The organism is Enterobacter cloacae complex sp. SHL020 (assembly GCF_049236945.1).
In the GTDB taxonomy this organism is placed as follows: Bacteria; Pseudomonadota; Gammaproteobacteria; order Enterobacterales; family Enterobacteriaceae; genus Enterobacter; species Enterobacter dykesii.
In genome coordinates this window covers 80,745-103,528 of sequence record NZ_JBMKJF010000008.1, presented here as the reverse complement: position 1 = coordinate 103,528, position 22,784 = coordinate 80,745, and the positions used below count along the sequence as shown (strand labels likewise).

Genomic DNA, 22,784 nt, shown 5'->3' with positions numbered 1-22,784 from the left:
CGCGCTTCCTTAGCGTTTTGCCTGCCATATACGGGCCTGATAATCACGGATTGAACGGTCAGAGCTGAACATACCGCAGCGCGCAGTGTTCAGAATGCACGCGCGGGTCCACGCCTCCTGGTCGCGATACAGCACGTCGACCTGCTTTTGCGCTTCTACATAGGCCGTGAAGTCCGCCATCACCAGATACGGGTCACCGCCGTGTTTGTCCATGCTGTGCAGCATCTGGTCAAACGCGTGCTTGTCGCCGTCGCTGTATTTACCGCTTTCCAGCTCCTTCAGCACAGCGTCGAGCACTTTGTCTTTCTTACGCCATTTCACCGGGTCATAGCCTTTAGCCTTGATGGCTTTCACCTCTTCCACGGTGTGGCCGAAAATAAAGATGTTCTCTTCACCCACCTTCTCGGCGATTTCGACGTTGGCCCCGTCGAGCGTGCCGACGGTCAGCGCGCCGTTCAGCGCCAGCTTCATGTTGCCGGTACCGGAGGCTTCTTTCCCTGCGGTTGAGATCTGCTCGGAGATATCTGCCGCCGGGATCAGCATTTCAGCCGCCGAGACGCAGTAATCCGGCAGGAACACCACCTTCAGCTTGTCGCCCACTTTCGGATCGCTGTTGATCGCCGCCGCCACTTTATTGATGGCGAGGATGATGTTTTTCGCCAGATAGTAGCCCGGGGCCGCTTTCGCACCGAACAGGAACACGCGCGGGATGCGATCGGCCTGCGGGTTCTCGCGGATCTCTTTGTACAGCGCCAGAATGTGCAGCAGGTTCAGGTGCTGGCGTTTGTACTCGTGCAGACGCTTGATCTGAATATCGAAAATCGCATTCGGGTTGATCTCAATCCCGGTACGCATTTTCACAAACTCCGCCAGGCGAACCTTGTTCTCCAGCTTGATCGCGCGGTACTGCTCGCGGAACTTCGCGTCGTCAGCCTGTTTTTCCAGGTTGATGAGCTGGTCCAGATCGTTGGCCCACTCTTTCTTCAGGGTCTTGTCCAGCAGGCCCGCCAGCAGCGGGTTGCACTGCTTGATCCAGCGACGCGGCGTGATGCCGTTGGTCACGTTGTGGAATTTGGTCGGCCACAGCTGGTGGTATTCCGGGAACAGATCTTTCACCACCAGATCCGAGTGCAGCGCCGCCACGCCGTTCACCGCAAAGCCGCTGACCACGCACATGTTCGCCATGCGCACCTGCTTATCGTGAACCACCGCCAGCTTCGCCCAGACCGCCTTGTTGCCCGGCCAGGTTTTATCCACCAGGATTTTAAACTGGTCGTTAATCTTGTTGATGATCTGCATGTGGCGCGGCAGCAGCGTTTTCACCAGCTTCTCATCCCAGCACTCGAGCGCTTCTGGCATCAGGGTGTGGTTGGTGTAGGCAAAGGTACGGCTGGTGATGGCCCAGGCGTCATCCCAGCTCAGCTGATGCTCGTCGATCAGCACGCGCAGCAGTTCCGGGATCGCAATCGTCGGGTGCGTGTCGTTGAGCTGAATCACTTCGAAGTCCGGCAGCTGCGCCAGCTTGCGGCCCGCCAGATGATGGCGACGCAGAATGTCCGCCACGGAGCAGGCGCACTGGAAGTACTGCTGCATCAGGCGCAGCTTTTTACCGGCCAGGTGGTTGTCGTTCGGGTAGAGGACTTTGGTCAGCTTCTCGGCGTCGATGCCCTGCTGCTCGGCGCGCAGGAAATCGCCGTCGTTGAATTTGGTCAGGTTAAACGGATGGGCGTGCTTCGCCTGCCACAGACGCAGCGGCTGCGCCACGCCGTTACGGTAGCCGAGCACCGGCAGATCCCAGGCTTCACCGGTAATGGTGAACGCCGGTTCCCAGAGCCCCTGCTTTGTCACTTTCCCGCCAATGCCAACCTGGACATCCAGCTGCGCGTTGTGGCGGAACCACGGATAGGTATTGCGATGCCAGTCGTCCGGCGCTTCCATCTGATGGCCATCGGCAAACGACTGACGGAACAGGCCGTACTGATAGTTCAGACCGTAGCCAATCGCCGACTGGCCGACGGTTGCCATGGAGTCGAGGAAACAGGCCGCCAGACGTCCCAGGCCGCCGTTGCCCAGCGCGGGGTCAATCTCTTCTTCCAGCAGGTCGGTCAGGTTAATATCGTGTTCTTTAAGGACGTCACCAACGTCCTGATACCAGCCAAGGTTCAACAGGTTGTTGCCCGTCAGACGGCCAATCAGGAATTCCATCGAGATATAGTTCACGTGACGCTGGCCCTTAACAGGCTTTGCCACCGGTTGAGCATCCAGCTGCTCTGCGAGCGCACCGCTCACGGCCTGCCACCACTGGTGAGGCGTCATCTCGTTTGCAGCATGAAGGCCAAAACGCTGCCACTGACGCGTCAGGGCAGCCTGGAATTGAGCTTTGTTGAAGGTAGGCTGTGACATAGGGGATCGGCATCCTTTAGAAAGAAAACACAAGTTGGCGCTAGTGTGCCTGGCTCATTTCCCCTCTTCCTCCTCCCGTGGGGGATTAGACAGGGAGGAGTAGCGGGGATGAGCAGAAAAGTGTGATCGAGGCCACTCTCAGAGCATAGTTCGAGTGTGCCCGGAAGATAAAAAACTAACCGGGGAGAATGTCAAAGAAATGAAATGCAGTTTCGGGTGAAATTAATCCGTTCTGAAATGATTACTTACGTAGAATAATAAATTAGCCATCGGGTTACCTCTCAGGAGACTATTACTCTCACTCAACTTTACCCGCACTTTATTAAATTTGACGTCACTATACCTTTATGAAACCAGTTTCAGCGCAGCGGCAATGTATACAGACAAGCCAGCAGTGACGCGGCGTTACGGCCATTTCGAGAAAGTTCCAACATTTGCCTGAATGTTTTGTGACAGAGTGCAAATTCAGAACCACAAAACCCAGACATAACTTGCAATAGTTCTCTTTCTGTTCGACCTTATATCGTATTAATTACGAAGCCCAAAAAAAATAAAATCTCTCGTTCCCCACAGTGAAGTGAAACCTATGTTGATTCCGTCTAAATTAAGTCGCCCGGTTCGTCTTGACCATACAGTGGTCCGCGAGCGTCTGTTGGCTAAACTTTCCGGCGCGCATAATTTCCGACTGGCGCTGGTTACGAGCCCTGCAGGCTATGGAAAAACAACGCTCATTTCGCAATGGGCCGCAGGTAAGAGCGATCTTGGCTGGTACTCCCTCGACGAGGGCGATAACCAGCAAGAGCGTTTTGCCAGCTATCTGATTGCCGCCATACAGCAAGCCACCCATGGACACTGCGTCGCCAGTGAGGTGATGGTTCAAAAGCGCCAGTACGCCAGCCTGTCCTCCCTTTTCTCTCAGCTGTTTATCGAACTGGCCGAATGGCATCGCCCGCTTTACGTGGTGATTGATGATTACCATCTCATCACTAACCCGGTGATTCATGAATCGATGCGTTTCTTCCTGCGCCATCAGCCGGAAAACCTGACTTTAGTGGTGCTGTCACGCAACCTGCCGCAGCTGGGTATCGCCAACCTGCGCGTGCGCGATCAGCTCCTGGAAGTGGGCAGCCAGCAGCTGGCCTTTACCCACCAGGAAGCGAAACAGTTCTTTGACTGTCGCCTGACATCACCGATTGAGGCCGCCGAGAGCAGTCGGCTGTGCGACGACGTCGCGGGCTGGGCCACGGCGCTGCAGCTTATCGCGCTCTCTGCCCGGCAAAACAACAGTCCGGCGCATCAGTCTGCGCGACGCCTGGCGGGCATCAACGCCAGTCACCTTTCTGACTATCTGGTGGATGAGGTGCTGGACAGCGTCGATCCCTCGACGCGTAATTTCCTGCTGAAAAGCTCTCTGCTGCGTTCTATGAACGATGCGCTCATCGTGCGCGTGACGGGCTGTGAAAACGGTCAGCTGCAGCTCGAAGAGATTGAACGTCAGGGCCTTTTCCTGACGCGCATGGACGATCCGGGCGAGTGGTTTAGCTATCATCCGCTGTTTGGTAGCTTCCTGCGCCAGCGCTGTCAGTGGGAACTGGCGGTTGAACTGCCGGAGATCCACCGCGCCGCTGCCGAAAGCTGGATGGCGCAAGGCTTCCCGAGCGAGGCAATCCACCACGCGCTGGCCGCCGGTGATGCCAGCATGCTGCGCGATATCCTTCTCAACCATGCGTGGGGCCTGTTTAACCACAGCGAGCTGACGCTGCTGGAAGAGTCTCTCAAAGCCCTGCCGTGGGAAAGCCTGCTGGAGAACCCGCGTCTGGTGCTGCTGCAGGCCTGGCTGATGCAGAGCCAGCACCGCTACAGCGAAGTGAACACCCTGCTGGCGCGCGCCGAGCAGGAGATGGAAAGCGAAATGGATAGCACCCTGCACGGCGAATTTAACGCGCTGCGCGCTCAGGTGGCGATTAACGACGGTGACCCGGAGGAAGCCGAACGTCTGGCGATGGTCGCGCTGGATGAACTGCCGCTGGCTAATTTCTACAGCCGCATCGTTGCGACCTCGGTGCACGGCGAAGTGCTGCACTGCAAAGGCGACCTCACGCGTTCGCTCTCACTGATGCAGCAAACCGAACAGATGGCGCGTCGTCATGATGTCTGGCATTACGCGCTGTGGAGCCTGATCCAACAGAGCGAGATTTTATTCGCGCAGGGGTTCCTGCAGGCCGCCTGGGAGAACCAGGAAAAAGCGTTCCAGCTGATTCGTGAACAGCATCTGGAACAGCTGCCGATGCACGAGTTCCTGTTGCGTATTCGCGCTCAGCTGCTGTGGGCATGGTCGCGTCTGGATGAAGCGGAAAGCTGCGCCCGGCAGGGTGTGGATGTCCTTTCCAGCTTCCAGCCTCAGCAGCAGCTGCAGTGCCTGGCGCTGCTGGTGCAGTGCTCGCTGGCACGCGGCGATCTCGATAACGCCCGCAACCATCTTAACCGCCTGGAGAACCTGCTCGGCAACGGTCAGTATCACAGCGACTGGGTTTCAAACGCCGATAAGGTCCGGGTGATTTACTGGCAGATGACCGGCGATAAAAAATCCGCCGCCAACTGGCTGCGCCAGACGCCAAAACCGGAATTTGCTAACAACCACTTCCTGCAGAGCCAGTGGCGCAACATTGCCCGCGCGCAGATCCTGCTCGGTGAAGTAGAGCCCGCAGAGATTGTGCTGGAAGAGCTGAACGAGAACGCGCGCAGCCTGCGTCTGATGAGCGACCTGAACCGCAACCTGCTGCTGCAAAACCAGCTCTACTGGCAGGCGGGTCGTAAAAACGATGCCCAGCGCGTGCTGCTGGAAGCGCTGCAGCTGGCTAACCGCACCGGTTTTATCAGCCACTTTGTGATTGAAGGTGAAGTGATGGCGCAGCAGCTGCGCCAGCTTATTCAGCTCAACACGCTGCCGGAGCTGGATCAGCATCGCGCCCAGCGTATTCTGCGCGAGATAAACCAGCATCATCGGCACAAGTTTGCGCATTTTGATGAGAACTTTGTTGAACGTCTGCTGAACCACCCGGAAGTGCCGGAACTTATCCGCACCAGCCCGCTCACTCAGCGCGAGTGGCAGGTTCTGGGGCTGATTTATTCAGGCTACAGCAACGAGCAAATTGCCGGCGAGCTGGCGGTGGCGGCGACCACCATCAAAACGCACATCCGCAATCTGTATCAAAAGCTGGGCGTGGCGCATCGTCAGGATGCGGTGCAGCATGCGCAGCAGCTGTTGAAGATGATGGGGTACGGGGTTTAGGTTTAATGCGGCCTGATGCCCTCTCCCACAGGGAGAGGGGGAACGGCTTTTCAACACAACTCTAACTGCAAATTATTATCCTTAATCACCTGCATCACGCCCGCCGGCGGCATCACGTCGGTGTAGACCGCGTCCACCATGCTGATGCTGCCCATGTTCACCATCGCGTTACGACCAAACTTCGAATGGTCTACCACCAGCATCACGTGACGTGAGTTTTCAATAATCGCGCGCTTGGTGCGCACCTCGTGATAATCAAACTCCAGCAGCGAGCCGTCGCTGTCGATGCCGCTGATCCCGAGAATGCCAAAGTCGAGGCGGAACTGAGAGATAAAATCGAGGGTCGCTTCGCCGATAATCCCGCCGTCGCGGCTGCGCAGTTCGCCGCCCGCGAGGATGATGCGGAAGTCATCTTTCTGCATCAGGGTATTGGCCACGTTCAGGTTGTTGGTGACCACGCGCAGGTTCTCGTGATCCAGCAGCGCATGAGCGACCGCTTCCGGCGTGGTGCCGATATCAATAAACAGCGTCGCCCCGTTCGGGATCTGGCTGGCGACCTTGCGGGCAATGCGCTCTTTCTCTGCCGTCTGCGTCGCCTTACGGTCATGCCATGAGGTATTGACCGAACTGGACGGCAGCGCCGCCCCGCCGTGGTGGCGAAGAATACGGTTCTGATCGGCCAGGTCGTTCAGGTCACGACGGATGGTTTGTGGGCTGACGGCAAACTGCTCCACCAGCTCTTCGGTGCTGACGTATCCCTGTTTTTTTACCAGTTCGATAATAGCGTCATGACGTTGTGTTTGTTTCATCAATTATCCCTGAGAATTATGTTCGTTTTCGCGCATGGAGCGTGTCGGCAAAGGCCATTGCCAGCCCCACGGCCAGCCCGGCGACGTGCGCACCGTTGGCGATAGACATACCAAACAGATCAAACCATCCGGCAATTAGCCATATTAACGCAAAGGTTATTAATCCGCGCTGCAGATAGATGCCGCTTTCCGGATCGCGCTCCCCGCGAAGCCAGACGTAGCCCATCAGGGCATACACGACGCCCGACAGCCCGCCAAACCACGGCCCGCTAAACTTGTGCTGCACATAGCCGCTCAGCAGGGCGCTGATAAGAGTGATAACGATCAGCTTGCCGCTGCCCAGGCGCTTTTCAACGGCACCGCCGAGATACCACCACCAGAGCAGGTTAAAGAGAATATGCATCACCGAGAAGTGCATCAGCGCGTGGCTAAAGTAGCGCCAGACGTCAAACTCAAGAGACGGGTCATAGGGCCAGGCCAGGGCAATCATCACGCTCTGGTCGCCCACCACGTTCATAATAATGAAGACGATAATGCAGGCCGCCATCAGCAGCAGCGTAAACGGGCCGGCGCGTTCGCGGATGGTGGCGAGGAAGGGAAAACGGCTGTAGTGCAATCCGCTGTCGGTCTGCCCGGACTGCCAGCTGGCCGCCAGATAGCGCGGGTCGCCAGGGTTCTCAAGAAAACGCGCCAGCTCTTCATTTACGCGCGCGGCCTGGCTCTCATCGGCCAGCCAGACGTCGGTCTGGTTATGTTGCTGAATGGTCAGAATAACGCCCTGCGTCGCCATATAGTCGACAAACGCCTGGGCGACGCGCGGGTTGGTAAAAGAAGTGATCATCAACATGGGCAGCGGTCGCTTATTTCCACACAAAAGGGGACAGTATAGCGGGATCAGCGCTCAAAAGCGTATTCCACTTCTGCCGGGAAATGACGATGCCAGGCATCGAAGCCGCCGTCGACGCTGTACACCGCGTCGTAGCCCTGCTGAAGCAGATACTGCGCCGCGCCTTTGCTGCTGTTGCCGTGGTAGCACATGACCATGACCGGCGTCTCAAAGTCGTTATCGCGCATAAACGCGCCCAGCGTGTCGTTGGTGAGATGGAACGCGCCCGGCGTGTGGCCCATCGCAAAACTCTGCGGATCGCGGATGTCCACCAGCACCGCTTTTCCCTGGTGCATCTTCTGGTGGGCTTCTTCTACGTTAATACATTCAAACTGATCCATGGTGTTCTCTTTACAGTGGTCAACGACAAGATTTTACCCCGTAGTGTACGTCCTGGCGGCGGGTAAACGCCATTATGTTATCCATATCACTCTAAATTGTTTTTTTGATGTTACCAAAAGCGCGTTCCTTTGCTATTATGAGCGATATCGAACATTTCTGGGCTTTAACGAAAGTGCATGAGGGTGTTATGGAAACCAAAGATCTGATTGTGATAGGCGGTGGCATTAACGGTGCCGGTATTGCGGTCGACGCCGCAGGACGCGGTTTATCCGTGCTGATGCTGGAAGCTAACGATCTCGCCTGCGCGACGTCGTCCGCCAGCTCCAAACTGATTCACGGTGGCCTGCGCTACCTGGAACACTACGAATTCCGCCTGGTCAGTGAAGCGCTGGCCGAACGTGAAGTGCTGCTGAAAATGGCCCCGCATCTGGCGATTCCGATGCGCTTCCGCCTGCCCCATCGCCCGCATCTGCGTCCGGCGTGGATGATTCGAATCGGTCTGTTTATGTACGATCATCTGGGTAAACGCACCAGTCTCCCGGGTTCGAAAGGTTTGCGTTTTGGCTCAGAATCGGTCCTTAAGCCTGAAATCGTGCGCGGTTTCGAATATTCCGACTGCTGGGTGGACGATGCGCGTCTGGTGCTGGCGAATGCCCAGATGGTTGAGAAGAAAGGTGGCGAGGTGAAAACCCGCACCCGCGCGACCTCTGCCCGTCGTGAAAACGGCCTGTGGATTGTGGAAGCGGAAGACATCGATACCGGCGAGAAATTCAGCTGGAAAGCGCGCGGACTGGTGAACGCTACCGGTCCGTGGGTGAAGCAGTTCTTCGACGACGGCATGCATCTGCCTTCGCCGTACGGCATTCGCCTGATCAAGGGCAGCCACATTGTGGTGCCGCGCGTGCATACCCAGAAGCAGGCCTACATTCTGCAGAACGAAGACAAGCGCATCGTGTTTGTGATCCCGTGGATGGACGAATTCTCGATCATCGGCACCACCGACGTGGAGTACAAAGGCGATCCGAAGAACGTCGAGATTGACGAGAGCGAAGTGAGCTACCTGCTCAACGTGTATAACGCGCACTTTAAGAAACAGCTGTCGCGCGACGACGTGGTCTGGACCTACTCCGGCGTGCGTCCGCTGTGCGATGACGAATCTGACTCACCGCAGGCCATCACCCGCGACTATACGCTCGATATTCACGACGTAGACGGCCAGGCGCCGCTGCTTTCCGTGTTTGGCGGCAAGCTGACCACCTACCGCAAGCTGGCCGAGCACGCGCTGGAAAAACTGGCGCCGTACTATAAAGGCATTGGCCCGGCATGGACCAAAGGCGCGGTACTGCCCGGCGGTGATATCGGCGATAATCGCGATGATTACGCCGCGAAGCTGCGCCGTCGCTTCCCGTTCATCACCGAAGGGATGGCGCGCCACTATGCCCGCACCTACGGCAGCAATACCGAACTGTTCCTGGCCGACGCGAAGGACATTGCGGATCTGGGCGAGCATTTCGGCCACGAGCTGTACGAAGCCGAGCTGCGCTACCTGGTTGAGCACGAGTGGGTTCGTCGTCTGGATGATGCTATCTGGCGTCGTACCAAAGAAGGGATGTGGCTCAACGCCGAGCAACAGTCTCGCGTGGCGCAGTGGTTACAGCAAAATGCGGGGAAGCGTGAGCTGTCGCTGGCGTCGTAATACGATCGGTGCGGGCTGATGCCCTCACCCTGCCCCTCTCCCACAGGGAGAGGGAACAAACGCTAAAAACGGCAACCGGGGTTGCCGTTTTGCTTTTACAACCTCACCGGATCAATATGCCAGATCGTCTCGGCATACTCCTTGATGGTCCTGTCGGACGAGAAATACCCCATATTGGCGATGTTATGCATCGCGACACTGGTCCACTTCTCCTGCTGACGATACAGTTCGTCCACCCTGTCCTGACAATCCACGTAGCTGCGATAATCCGCCAGCACCTGGTAGTGATCGCCAAAGTTAATCAGCGAATCCACCAGATCGCGATAGCGGCTCGGTTCATCCGGGCTAAACACGCCGGTCGCGATCTGCGTCAGCACCTGGCGTAACTCTTCATCCTCTTCGTAATATTGACGTGGCGAGTAGCCTTTCCTGCGCAGCGCTTCCACCTCTTCCGTCGTATTACCGAAGATAAAGATATTTTCTTCGCCCACGTGCTCCAGCATCTCGACATTCGCCCCGTCAAGCGTACCGATGGTCAGCGCGCCGTTAAGAGCAAACTTCATGTTACTGGTGCCGGATGCTTCCGTACCCGCCGTAGAAATCTGCTCAGAGAGATCCGCCGCCGGGATGATCATCTGCGCCAGGCTTACGCTGTAGTTCGGAATGAACACCACCTTCAGCTTGTCGCCAATATCTGGATCCTGGTTAACCACCTTCGCCACATCGTTGATGAGATGAATGATGTGCTTCGCCATGTAGTAGGCAGAGGCCGCCTTACCGGCGAAGATCTTCACGCGCGGTACCCATTCGGCCGTTGGATCGGCCTTGATGCGGTTGTAATGGGTGATCACGTGCAGCACGTTCATCAGCTGACGCTTGTATTCGTGGATGCGTTTGATCTGAACGTCGAACAGCGCTTTCGGGTTGGCCACCACGTTGAGGTGCATCGCCAGCCAGACCGCCAGACGCTTTTTGTTCAGCAGCTTGGCTTCGCGCACGGCTTTGTTCACCGTCGGGAAATCAATATGCTGTTCCAGCTCGCTCAGCTGGCTCAAATCGGTACGCCAGGTACGACCAATATTCTCGTCCAGCACCTCAGAGAGCGGCTGGTTGGCCAGCGCCAGCCAGCGGCGCGGCGTGACCCCGTTGGTCACGTTACAGAACCGCGTCGGGAAGATTTTCGCGAAGTCCGCAAACAGCGACTGCACCATCAGGTTCGAGTGGAGCTCGGACACGCCGTTGACCTTGTGGCTGATGACGACCGCCAGCCAGGCCATGCGCACGCGGCGCCCGTTCGACTCATCAATGATGGACGCGCGGCTCAGCAGCCCGGTATCGTTCGGGTACTGCTCCTGCAGGGTCTTAAGGAAGTAGTCGTTAATCTCAAAGATAATCTGCAGATGGCGCGGCAGAATTTTGCCGAGCATGTCCACCGGCCACGTTTCCAGCGCTTCGCTCATCAGCGTGTGGTTGGTGTAGGAGAACACCTGACAGGTCACTTCAAACGCGTCATCCCAGCTGAACTTATGCTCGTCGATCAGCAGGCGCATTAGCTCCGGAATAGAGAGCACCGGGTGGGTGTCGTTAAGGTGGATCGCGGTTTTCTCCGCCAGGTTGGCGTAGGTTTTGTGCAGCTGATGGTGGCGGCTGAGGATATCCTGAATCGTCGAGGAGACGAGGAAATACTCCTGACGCAGGCGCAGTTCGCGGCCGGAGTAGGTCGAGTCATCCGGGTACAGCACGCGGGACACGTTCTCGGAGTGGTTTTTGTCTTCCACCGCCGCAAAGTAGTCACCCTGGTTAAATTTACCGAGGTTGATTTCGCTACTGGCCTGGGCGCTCCACAGGCGCAGCGTGTTGGTGGCATCGGTGTCATAGCCGGGGATAATCTGGTCGTAGGCCACGGCCAGGATCTCTTCCGTTTCGACCCAGCGGGATTTTTTGCCTTCCTGCTGAATACGTCCGCCAAATCGCACCTTGTAGCGCGTATTGTGGCGCTTAAACTCCCACGGGTTGCCGTACTCCAGCCAGTAGTCCGGGGACTCTTTCTGACGCCCGTCGACGATGTTCTGTTTGAACATACCGTAGTCGTAGCGAATACCGTAGCCGCGGCCCGGCAGCGCCAGCGTCGCCAGCGAGTCGAGGAAGCAGGCGGCGAGACGCCCCAGACCGCCGTTGCCGAGGCCCGGGTCGTTCTCTTCGTCTATCAGCTCTTCTAAATCTAACCCCATCTCTTCCAGGGCGGTTTTGACGTCGTCATAAATACCGAGCGACAACAGCGCGTTGGAAAGCGTGCGGCCAATCAAAAATTCCATCGACAGGTAGTAAACCTGACGCGTTTCCTGCGAGAGCTGGGCGCGGTTTGAGCGCAGCCAGCGTTCAACTAAGCGGTCACGCACCGCAAACAGGGTGGCGTTCAGCCACTCGTGTTTGTTGGCGATAACCGGATCTTTCCCGATGGTGAACATCAGCTTGTAGGCGATGGAGTGCTTTAACGCCTCAACGCTGAGCGTGGGTGAAGAGTAGCTAAATGGAGCGTTCATATCAGTAACTTCGCCTCGTTACATCAAGCGTTGATAGAGATCGCGGTATGACTGCGCCGCGACGTGCCAGCTAAAGTCCATGGACATCGCCTGACGCTGAACGTAACGCCAGAGCGATGGACGGGACCACAAGACGAAAGCACGCCGAATCGCCCGAAGCAGCGACCAGGCATTACTGTCCTCAAAGACAAACCCGCTGGCGATACCGTCCGCCAGGTTTTCCAGAGAGCTATCGGATACGGTATCCGCCAGTCCGCCCGTGCGGCGCACCAGCGGCAGCGTGCCGTATTTCAGGCCGTAAAGCTGCGTCAGGCCGCAGGGTTCGAAACGGCTCGGCACCAGGATGACGTCCGCGCCGCCCATGATGCGGTGCGAGAACGCTTCGTGGTAGCCAATCTGCACGCCCACCTGTCCCGGATGTTCCGCGGCGGCGGCAAGGAAACCTTCCTGCAGCACCGGGTCGCCCGCGCCGAGCAGCGCCAGCTGTCCGCCCTGCTCCAGTAAACCGGGCAGCGCCTCCAGCACCAGATCCAGCCCTTTCTGGCTGGTCAGGCGGCTGACCACCGCGAAGAGCGGCACTTTGTCGTTAACCTTCAGGCCCATCGCAATCTGCAGCTGGCGTTTGTTTTCCGCTTTATCTTCCACGGAATCACGGCCATAGCGCGCCGCCAGCAGGAGATCGGTTTCCGGGCTCCAGATTTGTTCATCCACGCCGTTCAGAATGCCCGACAGGCGGCCTTCGCGGTGGCGCTGTTGCAGCAACCCTTCCATGCCGTAGCCAAACTCCGGCTGGGTGATCTCACGCGCGTAGGTTGGGCTCACCGCCGTGATGTGATCGGCGTAGTACAGCCCGGCTTTCAGGAACGAGATCTGCCCGTTAAATTCCAGTCCGTGCATGTTATAGAACGATAATGGCAGATCGATTTCACTCATGTGATGGGCATAGTACATCCCCTGATACGCCAGGTTATGCACGGTAAAGACCGATTTCGCCGGGTGGCCGCGCGCGGCGAGATACGCCGGGGCAAGCCCGGCGTGCCAGTCGTGCGCGTGCACCACATCCGGACGCCAGAACGGATCCAGCCCCGTCGCCATTTCTGCTCCAACCCAGCCGAGGAGCGCAAAGCGCAGCACGTTGTCGGTATAGGCGAACAGGTTCGTATCGTGATACGGGCTGCCCGGTCGATCGTATAAGTGCGGCGCGTCGATCAGGTAAATCCCTACGCCATTGTAATGTCCAAACAGCAGGGTAATGCGTCCGGCAAACGTTTCACGGCGGGTCACCACTTTTGCATCAGGTATACCGCGCCGGATATCCGGAAAGGCGGGCAGCAGGACTCGGGTATCCACGCCTCCGGCGATTTGCGCTGCCGGTAATGCACCCAGAACATCTGCCAGACCGCCCGTTTTTAACAACGGGAACATCTCAGAACATACATGTAAAACCTGCATCATCGCTCCTGTTTGATCTGCAGCTTCCGCAACATTTCCCGTGTGACTAACACGATCCCCTCTTCCGAACGATAGAAACGACGCGCGTCTTCTTCCGCGTTCTCACCAATCACCATCCCTTCTGGAATGACGCAGGCGCGATCGATAACGCAGCGGCGCAGACGGCACGAGCGCCCTACCCAGACATCAGGCAGTAAGACTGCCGAATCGATATTACAGAATGAATTTATCCGCACGCGGGGGAACAGCACCGACTGCACCACCACCGAGCCTGAAATAATGCACCCGCCGGACACCAGCGAGTTCAGCGTCATGCCGTGGCTGCCGGAGCGGTCCTGAACAAATTTGGCCGGCGGCAGCGACTCCATATGGGTACGAATCGGCCAGTTCTGGTCGTACATATCCAGCTCAGGCGTGACCGACGCCAGGTCGAGGTTCGCTTTCCAGTACGCTTCCAGGGTTCCCACATCGCGCCAGTAGGGTTCCGCATTCGGGTCGGACTGCACGCAGGACAGCGGGAAAGGATGTGCATACGCCATGCCAGCTTTCGTGATTTTCGGAATGATGTCTTTACCGAAGTCGTGGCTGGAGTTTTCGTCTTTGTCATCTTCTTCCAGCAGCTCATAAAGATAATCTGCGTCAAAGACATAGATCCCCATACTGGCGAGCGATTTGGTGTCATCGCCGGGCATGGTTGGCGGGTTCGCCGGTTTTTCAACAAAGTCGATAATTTTGTCGTCGGCGTCCACGTGCATCACGCCAAAGGCCGTCGCTTCAGCAACGGGCACGGGCAGACACGCCACGGTGCAGCGCGCCCCTTTTTCGACGTGGTCGATGAGCATGTGGGAGTAATCTTGCTTGTAGATATGGTCCCCGGCGAGGATCACGATGTATTCCGCGCTGTAGCGACGAATGATGTCGAGGTTCTGCGTCACCGCATCCGCCGTCCCGCGGTACCAGTTCTCGCCGTGAACGCGCTGCTGAGCAGGAAGGAGATCGACAAACTCGTTCATCTCTTCGCTGAAGAATGACCAGCCGCGCTGAATATGCTGAACCAGCGTGTGCGACTGATACTGCGTAATGACGCCGATGCGGCGAATGCCCGAGTTCAGGCAGTTGGAGAGCGCAAAGTCGATGATACGGAACTTACCACCAAAGTGAACAGCCGGTTTGGCGCGCTTGATGGTCAAATCTTTCAGACGTGTACCACGCCCACCCGCAAGAATCAGGGCAACCGTTTTTAATGGTAGCTGGCGTGCCAACATTAAGGGATCGTTCTTCTCTAATCTAACCATGACTAACTCCTTTTTTATCATCTTTGGAATACGCACACTCCGTGCGCAGGCCCGTGCCAGACAGCCATTACTACCGGATTATCCGCTCCGGCAAAGGGGGGAACAGCTCGCCATTCCCCTTCAGGTAAAACAATCTCTGCGACGTCATTCGTCGCGTTCAGCGTGACCAGCCACTTATCCGAGAGCAGGATTTGCAGGCGTGGTACGCCGTGTTGCCACTCTTGCGCGCTTAACGGTTGCGCGTCTTTATTCAACCAGCGAACGTTGCCGTCACCCTCTTCCCACCAGCGGTCGGCGGTCAGCGCGGGGATCTGCTGGCGAAGATGGATCAGCGCAGCGGTAAAATGAATCAGCCCGCTGTTGGCTTCACCCCAGTCGAGCCAGGTTAAGGTGTTGTCCTGGCAATACGCATTGTTGTTACCGTGCTGGCTATGGCCGTGTTCATCGCCTGCCAGCAGCATCGGCGTGCCCTGCGACAATAAAAGCGTTGTCAGCAGCGCGTGAACGCTGGCGCGTCGCCGCTCGATGACGTCCAGGCTTCCGCCTAACCCTTCTATACCATGATTAAAGCTATGGTTATTGTTAGTACCATCGCGATTCTCTTCGCCGTTTGCCTCATTATGTTTCTGATTGAAACAAACGCAGTCCCTGAGCGTAAAACCGTCATGCGCCGTCAACAGATTGACGGTGGCCGACGGGCGTTTGCCGTCGCGCTTAAAGAGATCGCTCGACGCGGCAAAGCATCCGGCGAACTCCCCCAGCGACAGATTGCGTTCCAGCCAGAAGCGGCGTACGGCGTCGCGGTAGTGATCGTTCCACTCGGCAAACAGCGGCGGGAAATTCCCGACCTGATAACCGCCTTCGCCGATGTCCCACGGCTCGGCAATCAGCTTCACCTGCGAGAGCACCGGACAGTTTTTTATCGCCTCAAACAGCGGAGCCTGCTGGCTGAACGCTGGCGTGCGTCCCATCACGGGCGCCAGATCGAAACGAAAACCGTCGACGTGGAACGTCTCCACCCAGTATTTCAGGCATTCATAAGCAAAATGCGTGACCGCCGGATGGCTGAGGTTGAGCGTGTTACCGCAGCCGGTCCAGTTCTCATAATCGCCATCCTGCCTGATCCAATAATAGCTACGGTTATCAATTCCGCGCATAGAGAGCGTCGGACCGTCGAGATCGCTTTCGGCACTGTGGTTGAGCACCACGTCCAGAACGACCTCAATGCCCGCCGCGTGGAACGCCTTTACCGCATCGCGGAACTCGTCCCGCGCCTTTTCCGGATGGACGGCATAGCGCGGTTCGAGCGCGAACATCGCCAGCGGGTTGTAGCCCCAGTAGTTGCTCAGCCCCAGCCGCTGCAGACGCGGCTCGCTGGCAAAATGGGCGACGGGAAGCAGTTCCAGGGCGGTGATGCCGAGGTGTTTCAGGTAGGCGATCATGGTGGGATGCCCGAGCGCCTTATAGGTGCCGCGCATCTCTTTGGGGATCGACGGGTGCAGGTACGTCAGCCCTTTGACGTGGGCTTCATAAATGACGGTATTGCCCCACGGCGTCTGCGGCGGGGCATCGTCTTCCCAGTCATAAAGATCGTTTACCACCACGCTTTTTGGCGCGACGGGCGCGCTGTCGCGGTGGTCGGGCTCGCCGTAGCCCACGTGGAACAGCGGGTCGTCTTTAAATTCGCCATCCACGCGGTGCGCGCACGGGTCAATCAACAGCTTCGCCGGGTTGAACCAGTGGCCCTGCGCCGGATCCCACGGACCGTGTACGCGAAAGCCGTAGTGCATGCCTGGCCGTCCTCCGGCCAGGTAGCCGTGCCAGGTATCCCCCGTGCGCGCGGGTAAATCGTAACGGTGCTCGTTACCTTCCCCATCAAACACGCACAGTTCTACCCGCTCAGCGTGAGCGGAAAAGAGGGTGAAATTGACACCCTTTCCGTCAAAACGCGCCCCGAGCGGTTCGGGTTTACCTGCCGTAAGCTGCGTCATTCGCCCTCCCGCATCAGCCAGATGGTGCCAAGCGGCGGCAGCGTCAGGCTCAGGGAGTTGGGTCGCCCGTGGCTTTCAATGGCGTCGCTCTGTACCAGCCCGCCGTTACCGGCGTTGCTGCCGTGATAGTGCATGGAGTCGGTATTCAGGATCTCGCGCCATTTGCCCGGCTGGTTAATGCCGAAGCGGTAGTGTTCGCGCGGCACCGGCGTGAAGTTGCTGGCGACGATGATTTCGTTACCCGCCTTGTCACGACGCACAAAGACAAACACCGAGCGCTCGTGGTCGTCCACCACCAGCCACTCAAAGCCGTACGGATCGAAGTCGAGCTCGTGCAGTGCTTTGTGGTGGCGATAGGTCAGGTTCAGGTCGCGCACCAGACGCTGCACCCCGTGGTGCCAGTTGTCGCCGCCTTCCAGCAGGTGCCAGTCGAGGCTGGCGTCGTGGTTCCACTCGCGGCCCTGGGCGAACTCATTGCCCATAAACAGCAGTTTCTTGCCCGGGAAGGCAAACATCCAGCCGTAGTAGGCGCGCAGGTTGGCAAACTTCTGCCACGCGTCGCCCGGCATGCGGTCGAGAATCGATTTTTTGCCGTGCACCACTTCATCGTGCGACAGCGGCAGCATGAAGTTTTCCGTGTAGTTGTAGAGCATCCCGAACGTCAGCTTATCGTGATGGTACTTGCGGTGAACCGGGTCCAGCTTCATGTAGTCGAGCGTGTCGTGCATCCAGCCCAGGTTCCACTTATACCAGAACCCCAGGCCGCCCAATGACGGCGGACGGGAGACGCCCGCAAAGTCGGTCGACTCTTCCGCCATGGTCACGGCACCGTCCACCTGCTCGCCGATAATGCGGTTGGTATTGCGCAGGAATTCAATCGCTTCCAGGTTTTCACGGCCGCCAAACTCGTTCGGGATCCATTCGCCCTCTTTGCGGCTGTAGTCGCGGTAGATCATCGACGCCACCGCATCGACGCGCAGGGCATCAATGCCAAACCGCTCGATCCAGTACAGGGCATTCCCGACCAGGTAGTTTGCGACCTCACGGCGACCGTAGTTGTAGATCAGCGTGTTCCAGTCCTGGTGATAGCCTTCGCGCGGGTCGCTGTGCTCATACAGCTTCGTGCCGTCAAACTCTGCCAGCGCAAAGTCATCCGACGGGAAATGGCCCGGCACCCAGTCGAGGATGACGTTCAGCCCGGCGGCGTGCGCGGCATCAATGAAATAGCGGAAGTCATCGCGCGTGCCGAAGCGGCGCGTTGGCGCATACAGCCCGGTAGGCTGATAGCCCCAGCTGCCGTCGAACGGGTGCTCGTTGACCGGCAGCAGCTCAAGGTGGGTAAAGCCCATCCATTTGGCGTACGGCACCAGCTGGTCGGCAAGCTCACGGTAGCTCAGCCAGAAGTTGTTATCGGTGTGGCGACGCCAGGAGCCAAGGTGTACCTCATAGACGGAGATCGGCGCATCAAAGCGGTTGGCCTGTTTGCGCTCCTCCGTCTGGACGACCTTCTCCGGCAGGCCGCAAATCAGCGACGCGGTATCCGGGCGCATCTGCGCTTCGAAGGCATACGGGTCGGCTTTAATGCGCAGCTTGCCGTTGGCGTCGATCATCTCGAATTTATAAAGCTGCCCGGGATGCGCCCCGGGAATAAACAGCTCCCAGATGCCGGTTTCCCGGCGCAGGCGCATCGGATGGCGGCGACCGTCCCAGTAGTTGAACTGGCCGACAACGGAGACGCGCTGGGCGTTAGGCGCCCACACGGAGAACCGCGTGCCGGTAATGCCGTCCATGGTATCGGCATGGGCACCCAGGGTTTCATAAGGGCGAAGATGCGTTCCTTCGGAGAGCAGCCAGGCATCCATCTCTTTAAGCAGAGGGCCAAAGCTGTAAGGATCGTCAATCAGGTTTTGCTGACCGTGCCAGAGAACGGCGAGCTGATAGCGAAAAGGGTTTTTACGGCGGGGCATTACGCCCGAGAAGAAGCCACGGGAATCGAGGCATTCAAGATTACCGACCTTGCGGCCGGTTTTGGGTTCAATCACCCAGACTTCTGTGGCATCCGGTAACAGTGCCCTAACTTCAAGGCCATCCTCAGTTTGATGCATCCCAAGCACAGAAAAGGGGTCAGCAAAATGACCCGCAATAAGCGCATTAATCACGTCTCTATCCACACGATCGGACATGGTATTCATCCTGTTTTTTATGTCGTCCTTTTTAAGCGCTCCGGGACGACTTTTAATGTGACCTGAACGGGACAGCACAAAAATGTGCATCCATTCTGCTCCGTTCGAACCTCAGGTAAGAAATGACTCTTCCTTAAAGCATAGCCAACGCTCTAGATGACTCCTGATAAAAAATAAGACATACGCGTGTTACTCCATGTAGTACGCAAAAAAAGGGGGTGAAAATCACCCCCGGTAGTTAACAAATTATTACGCCAGCTGGCGCAGCATGCGGCGCAGCGGCTCGGCGGCGCCCCACAGGAGCTGGTCGCCGACGGTGAACGCGGAGAGATACTCCGGCCCCATGTTCAGCTTGCGCAGACGGCCAACCGGCGTGGTCAGCGTGCCGGTAACGGCAGCCGGGGTCAGCTCGCGCATGGTGATATCGCGATCGTTTGGCACCACTTTCGCCCACGGGTTGTGCGCGGCCAGCAGCTCTTCCACGGTCGGAATAGACACATCTTTTTTCAGTTTAATGGTGAAGGCCTGGCTGTGGCAGCGCAGCGCGCCGATACGCACGCACAGACCGTCAACCGGAATGGTGTTCGCGGTATTGAGGATTTTGTTGGTCTCGGCCTGGCCCTTCCACTCTTCGCGGGTCTGGCCGTTATCCAGCTGTTTGTCGATCCACGGGATCAGGCCACCGGCCAGCGGTACGCCGAAGTTATCCACCGGCAGCTCGCCGCTGCGGGTCAGCTGAGTCACTTTACGTTCAATATCGAGGATCGCGGACGCCGGGTTTGCCAGCTCGGTCGCGACGCTCTGGTGCAGCTGGCCCATCTGGGTCAGCAGCTCGCGCATGTGACGCGCGCCGCCGCCGGACGCCGCCTGGTAGGTCGCCACGGAGACCCACTCCACCAGATCCTGCGCGAACAGGCCGCCGAGGGACATCAGCATCAGGCTGACGGTGCAGTTACCGCCGACAAAGGTTTTCACGCCGTTGTTCAGGCCGTCGGTGATGACGCCCTGGTTCACCGGGTCAAGAATAATGATGGCATCGTCTTTCATGCGCAGAGAAGAGGCTGCGTCAATCCAGTAGCCCTGCCAGCCGCTTTCACGCAGCTTTGGATAGATTTCGTTGGTATAATCGCCGCCCTGGCACGTCACAATAATGTCGAGTGCCTTCAGCGCTTCCAGATCGTAAGCATCCTGCAACGTGCCTGTGGTACCACCAAAGGACGGAGCAGCCTGGCCGAGCTGGGAAGTGGAGAAGAAGACCGGGCGGATAGCGTCGAAATCGCGCTCTTCAACCATGCGTTGCATGAGTACAGAGCCGACCATACCGCGCCAGCCGATAAAACCAACGTTTTTCATAGCATTTTTTTCCTGCTGAGGGTGTGTGCTGATTGTGCAAGCCAGTATTGAACTGGGATATGCTTCACATTACAAAATGCTGCCAAAGTCGCAAGCGAAATTAATCGATGATTGCCCGGCAATCAGAAATACAGCTAATTATCATAATAACCTTAGAGAACCTCAGGGATAAGTTACATGAGTGAAATCATTTCCGCAGCGGTTTTATTGATTCTGATAATGGATCCACTGGGTAACCTGCCGATCTTCATGTCGGTGCTGAAGCACACCGAGCCGAAGCGCCGCCGGGCGATCATGATCCGCGAGCTGCTCATCGCCCTGCTGGTGATGTTTATCTTCCTGTTTGCGGGTGAAAAAATTCTCGCGTTCCTGAACCTGCGCGCCGAAACCGTGTCGATTTCCGGCGGGATTATTCTGTTCCTGATTGCCATTAAGATGATTTTCCCGAGCGCGGAAGGCAGCAGCAGCGGCCTGCCCGCGGGTGAAGAGCCGTTTATCGTGCCGCTGGCAATTCCACTCGTCGCCGGGCCGACCATTCTGGCCACGCTGATGCTGCTGTCGCATCAGTATCCGAACCAGATGAGCCATCTGGTCATTGCCCTGCTGATCGCCTGGGGCGGGACGTTTATTATCCTGCTGCAGTCGTCGCTGTTCCTGCGCCTGCTGGGAGAAAAAGGGGTGAACGCGCTGGAGCGCCTGATGGGGCTGATTCTGGTTATGATGGCAACCCAGATGTTCCTGGACGGGATCAGGGCGTGGATGAAGGGATGACTTTCTCCCTCTCCCCGCGGGAGAGGGCCGGGGTGAGGACATCAGGCCGCAGAGGCGCCCACCTACCCCTTACGAATCAAATACCGGTACGGCAGCGCCTCGGTCTGCTGTGCTACCAGCTCATGTTCCATAAAGGTACAAAAGCCGGGAATATCGCGGGTCGTGGCCGGGTCGTCGGCAATAATCAGCAGCGTTTCACCGGTCTGCATGTTGCGCACGGTCTTACGTACCATCATTACCGGCTCCGGGCAGCGAAGGCCCTGGGCATCAAGAGTGTGGTCTGGGCTGGAAAACAGGTCGGTCATGGTCTTCTCGGTCTGGTAAAAACGGCTGTAGTTTACGCCCGGTTGCGATCAATGCAAACCAGGTTAACGATTGCGTAAAAACTAACCATTGCAATGTCCTGACAAAGCAGTATCATGCTGCGGTTTTTATTGGGTTCCCTCACCCCAACGTATAAAAAGGTCACAATATGACGTCGTTTTCTGAATCTCAGCGCGTAAAAGCGTTGTTCTGGCTTTCTCTTTTTCACCTGCTGGTGATCACCTCCAGCAACTATCTGGTGCAGCTCCCGATCTCCATCTTTGGTTTTCATACCACCTGGGGCGCGTTCAGCTTCCCGTTTATTTTCCTCGCGACGGATTTGACCGTGCGTATCTTTGGCGCACCGCTGGCTCGCCGTATTATTTTTTCGGTCATGCTCCCGGCGCTATTCATCTCTTACGTGATTTCGTCTCTGTTTTATATGGGAAGCTGGCAGGGCTTTGAGGCGTTAACCCACTTCAACCTGTTCGTTGCCCGTATCGCCGCCGCAAGCTTTATGGCCTACGCGCTGGGGCAGATCCTCGACGTGCATGTGTTTAACCGCCTGCGTCAGAATCATCGCTGGTGGATGGCGCCAACCGCCTCCACGCTGTTCGGTAACGTGAGCGATACGCTGGCCTTCTTCTTTATCGCCTTCTGGCGCAGCCCGGATGCGTTCATGGCTGAACACTGGATGGAAATCGCGCTGGTGGACTACTGCTTCAAGGTCCTTATCAGCATTGTTTTCTTCCTGCCGATGTACGGCGTGCTGCTCAATATGCTGCTGAAAAGGCTGGCAGATAAATCTGAAATCACGGCATTGCAGGCTGGTTAAGGGTTCGCTTTATCAGTTGTGATAAGATGAGCGAATGAGCCGTTATGGCCGTTTATCGAAAGGAAGAAGTCAATGCGCAATCTGGTTAAATATGTCGGGATTGGCCTGCTGGTTGTGGGTCTTGCAGCCTGTGATAACAGCGACACGAAAACGCCTGCTCAGGGCGCATCCGCAGAGAGCAACGCGACCGGCCAGCCGGTGAATCTGATGGATGGCAAACTCAGCTTCTCTCTGCCAGCCGATATGACTGACCAGAGCGGCAAGCTGGGCACTCAGGCGAACAATATGCACGTTTACTCCGACGCAACCGGGCAGAAAGCGGTCATTGTGATTGTGGGCGACGACACCAGCGAAGACCTGGCCGTCCTGTCCAAACGTCTGGAAGATCAGCAGCGCGGCCGCGATCCGCAGTTGCAGGTCGTGACCAATAAATCCATCGAGCTGAAAGGCCACACGCTGCAACAGCTCGACAGCATCATCTCCGCAAAAGGCCAGACCGCATACTCTTCTGTGGTGCTGGGCAAGGTCGATAACAAACTGCTGACCCTGCAGATCACCCTGCCAGCGGAAGATCAGCAGAAAGCGCAGACGGCTGCTGAAAACATCATTAACACCATCGTGATCCAGTAA

General features: G+C 57.3%; 16 protein-coding genes. 5 read left to right on the top strand and 11 right to left on the bottom strand.

Annotated elements, in window-relative coordinates:
- Positions 1–9: 9 nt before the first annotated feature.
- Complete coding sequence (gene malP / locus ACOTZB_RS18100; RefSeq protein WP_421628022.1) at positions 10–2,403, bottom strand: maltodextrin phosphorylase; 2,394 nt, start codon at positions 2,401–2,403, stop codon at positions 10–12.
- A gap of 586 nt (positions 2,404–2,989) precedes the next feature.
- Here malP and malT point away from each other — a divergent pair.
- Positions 2,990–5,695, top strand: coding sequence for an HTH-type transcriptional regulator MalT (gene malT / locus ACOTZB_RS18095; RefSeq protein ID WP_421628021.1), 2,706 nt, complete (start codon positions 2,990–2,992; stop codon positions 5,693–5,695).
- A 50-nt stretch (positions 5,696–5,745) separates the two neighbouring features.
- Here malT and ACOTZB_RS18090 read toward each other — a convergent pair whose 3' ends face one another.
- Genes ACOTZB_RS18090 through glpE form a run of 3 tightly spaced genes read right to left on the bottom strand, consistent with a single transcriptional unit; the run spans position 5,746 to position 7,731 of the window.
- A complete protein-coding gene (locus ACOTZB_RS18090; protein WP_008503060.1) occupies positions 5,746–6,504 on the bottom strand; it encodes a DeoR/GlpR family transcriptional regulator in 759 nt (252 codons plus the stop codon).
- Positions 6,505–6,520: 16 nt separating this feature from the next.
- The gene (glpG, locus tag ACOTZB_RS18085) at positions 6,521–7,351 is read right to left on the bottom strand and encodes a rhomboid family intramembrane serine protease GlpG (protein ID WP_023309506.1); all 831 of its coding nucleotides are present in this window, start codon (positions 7,349–7,351) and stop codon (positions 6,521–6,523) included.
- A 47-nt stretch (positions 7,352–7,398) separates the two neighbouring features.
- Positions 7,399–7,731: a thiosulfate sulfurtransferase GlpE gene (glpE, locus tag ACOTZB_RS18080; RefSeq protein ID WP_006177908.1), complete on the bottom strand. Its 333-nt coding sequence runs from the start codon at positions 7,729–7,731 to the stop codon at positions 7,399–7,401.
- A 188-nt stretch (positions 7,732–7,919) separates the two neighbouring features.
- Between glpE and glpD the strand changes: the two genes are divergently transcribed.
- Positions 7,920–9,428 carry a glycerol-3-phosphate dehydrogenase gene (glpD, locus tag ACOTZB_RS18075; RefSeq protein ID WP_421628018.1) on the top strand — a complete coding sequence of 503 codons (1,509 nt, stop codon included), beginning with the start codon at positions 7,920–7,922 and terminating at the stop codon, positions 9,426–9,428.
- A 95-nt stretch (positions 9,429–9,523) separates the two neighbouring features.
- Here the strand turns inward: glpD and glgP are convergent, their stop codons facing one another.
- The 6 genes from glgP to asd all read right to left on the bottom strand — a co-directional run bounded on the left by glgP (position 9,524) and on the right by asd (position 20,245).
- On the bottom strand, positions 9,524–11,971 hold the full coding sequence (gene glgP, locus ACOTZB_RS18070; RefSeq protein ID WP_047652897.1) for a glycogen phosphorylase: 2,448 nt from the start codon (positions 11,969–11,971) through the stop codon (positions 9,524–9,526).
- 18 nt (positions 11,972–11,989) lie between these two features.
- Positions 11,990–13,423 (bottom strand): glycogen synthase GlgA, encoded by a 1,434-nt coding sequence (glgA, locus tag ACOTZB_RS18065; protein ID WP_023309509.1) that lies wholly within the window; start codon positions 13,421–13,423, stop codon positions 11,990–11,992.
- Positions 13,423–14,718, bottom strand: a complete 1,296-nt coding sequence (gene glgC, locus ACOTZB_RS18060; protein ID WP_023333724.1) for a glucose-1-phosphate adenylyltransferase — start codon at positions 14,716–14,718, stop codon at positions 13,423–13,425. Before glgC ends, glgA begins: the two co-directional genes overlap by 1 nt.
- A gap of 17 nt (positions 14,719–14,735) precedes the next feature.
- A complete protein-coding gene (gene glgX, locus ACOTZB_RS18055) occupies positions 14,736–16,709 on the bottom strand; it encodes a glycogen debranching protein GlgX (protein ID WP_421628016.1) in 1,974 nt (657 codons plus the stop codon).
- Complete coding sequence (glgB, locus tag ACOTZB_RS18050; protein ID WP_029740652.1) at positions 16,706–18,892, bottom strand: 1,4-alpha-glucan branching enzyme; 2,187 nt, start codon at positions 18,890–18,892, stop codon at positions 16,706–16,708. Before glgB ends, glgX begins: the two co-directional genes overlap by 4 nt.
- A gap of 249 nt (positions 18,893–19,141) precedes the next feature.
- On the bottom strand, positions 19,142–20,245 hold the full coding sequence (asd, locus tag ACOTZB_RS18045) for an aspartate-semialdehyde dehydrogenase (protein WP_024908885.1): 1,104 nt from the start codon (positions 20,243–20,245) through the stop codon (positions 19,142–19,144).
- A 177-nt stretch (positions 20,246–20,422) separates the two neighbouring features.
- On the opposite strand from asd, the gene yhgN reads away from it, so the two are divergent.
- Positions 20,423–21,016: an NAAT family transporter YhgN gene (gene yhgN / locus ACOTZB_RS18040; RefSeq protein ID WP_003861574.1), complete on the top strand. Its 594-nt coding sequence runs from the start codon at positions 20,423–20,425 to the stop codon at positions 21,014–21,016.
- Positions 21,017–21,078: 62 nt separating this feature from the next.
- Here the strand turns inward: yhgN and tusA are convergent, their stop codons facing one another.
- A complete protein-coding gene (gene tusA / locus ACOTZB_RS18035) occupies positions 21,079–21,321 on the bottom strand; it encodes a sulfurtransferase TusA (RefSeq protein WP_008503071.1) in 243 nt (80 codons plus the stop codon).
- Between the two features lie 167 nt (positions 21,322–21,488).
- Here tusA and ACOTZB_RS18030 point away from each other — a divergent pair, with 167 nt between their 5' ends.
- Complete coding sequence (locus ACOTZB_RS18030; protein WP_032648297.1) at positions 21,489–22,154, top strand: 7-cyano-7-deazaguanine/7-aminomethyl-7-deazaguanine transporter; 666 nt, start codon at positions 21,489–21,491, stop codon at positions 22,152–22,154.
- 72 nt (positions 22,155–22,226) lie between these two features.
- The gene (locus tag ACOTZB_RS18025; protein WP_023309515.1) at positions 22,227–22,784 is read left to right on the top strand and encodes a DcrB family lipoprotein; all 558 of its coding nucleotides are present in this window, start codon (positions 22,227–22,229) and stop codon (positions 22,782–22,784) included.

Bases quoted from the DNA above. Each gene is read 5' to 3' on its own strand.
- tusA (WP_008503071.1), bottom strand. From the start codon at position 21,321: ATGACCGACCTGTTTTCCAGCCCAGACCACACTCTTGATGCCCAGGGC.
- glgX (WP_421628016.1), bottom strand. From the start codon at position 16,709: ATGACGCAGCTTACGGCAGGTAAACCCGAACCGCTCGGGGCGCGTTTT.
- ACOTZB_RS18090 (WP_008503060.1), bottom strand. From the start codon at position 6,504: ATGAAACAAACACAACGTCATGACGCTATTATCGAACTGGTAAAAAAA.
- ACOTZB_RS18030 (WP_032648297.1), top strand. From the start codon at position 21,489: ATGACGTCGTTTTCTGAATCTCAGCGCGTAAAAGCGTTGTTCTGGCTT.
- glgP (WP_047652897.1), bottom strand. From the start codon at position 11,971: ATGAACGCTCCATTTAGCTACTCTTCACCCACGCTCAGCGTTGAGGCG.
- glpE (WP_006177908.1), bottom strand. From the start codon at position 7,731: ATGGATCAGTTTGAATGTATTAACGTAGAAGAAGCCCACCAGAAGATG.
- glgA (WP_023309509.1), bottom strand. From the start codon at position 13,423: ATGCAGGTTTTACATGTATGTTCTGAGATGTTCCCGTTGTTAAAAACG.
- malP (WP_421628022.1), bottom strand. From the start codon at position 2,403: ATGTCACAGCCTACCTTCAACAAAGCTCAATTCCAGGCTGCCCTGACG.
- yhgN (WP_003861574.1), top strand. From the start codon at position 20,423: ATGAGTGAAATCATTTCCGCAGCGGTTTTATTGATTCTGATAATGGAT.
- malT (WP_421628021.1), top strand. From the start codon at position 2,990: ATGTTGATTCCGTCTAAATTAAGTCGCCCGGTTCGTCTTGACCATACA.
- ACOTZB_RS18025 (WP_023309515.1), top strand. From the start codon at position 22,227: ATGCGCAATCTGGTTAAATATGTCGGGATTGGCCTGCTGGTTGTGGGT.
- glgB (WP_029740652.1), bottom strand. From the start codon at position 18,892: ATGTCCGATCGTGTGGATAGAGACGTGATTAATGCGCTTATTGCGGGT.
- asd (WP_024908885.1), bottom strand. From the start codon at position 20,245: ATGAAAAACGTTGGTTTTATCGGCTGGCGCGGTATGGTCGGCTCTGTA.
- glpG (WP_023309506.1), bottom strand. From the start codon at position 7,351: ATGTTGATGATCACTTCTTTTACCAACCCGCGCGTCGCCCAGGCGTTT.
- glpD (WP_421628018.1), top strand. From the start codon at position 7,920: ATGGAAACCAAAGATCTGATTGTGATAGGCGGTGGCATTAACGGTGCC.
- glgC (WP_023333724.1), bottom strand. From the start codon at position 14,718: ATGGTTAGATTAGAGAAGAACGATCCCTTAATGTTGGCACGCCAGCTA.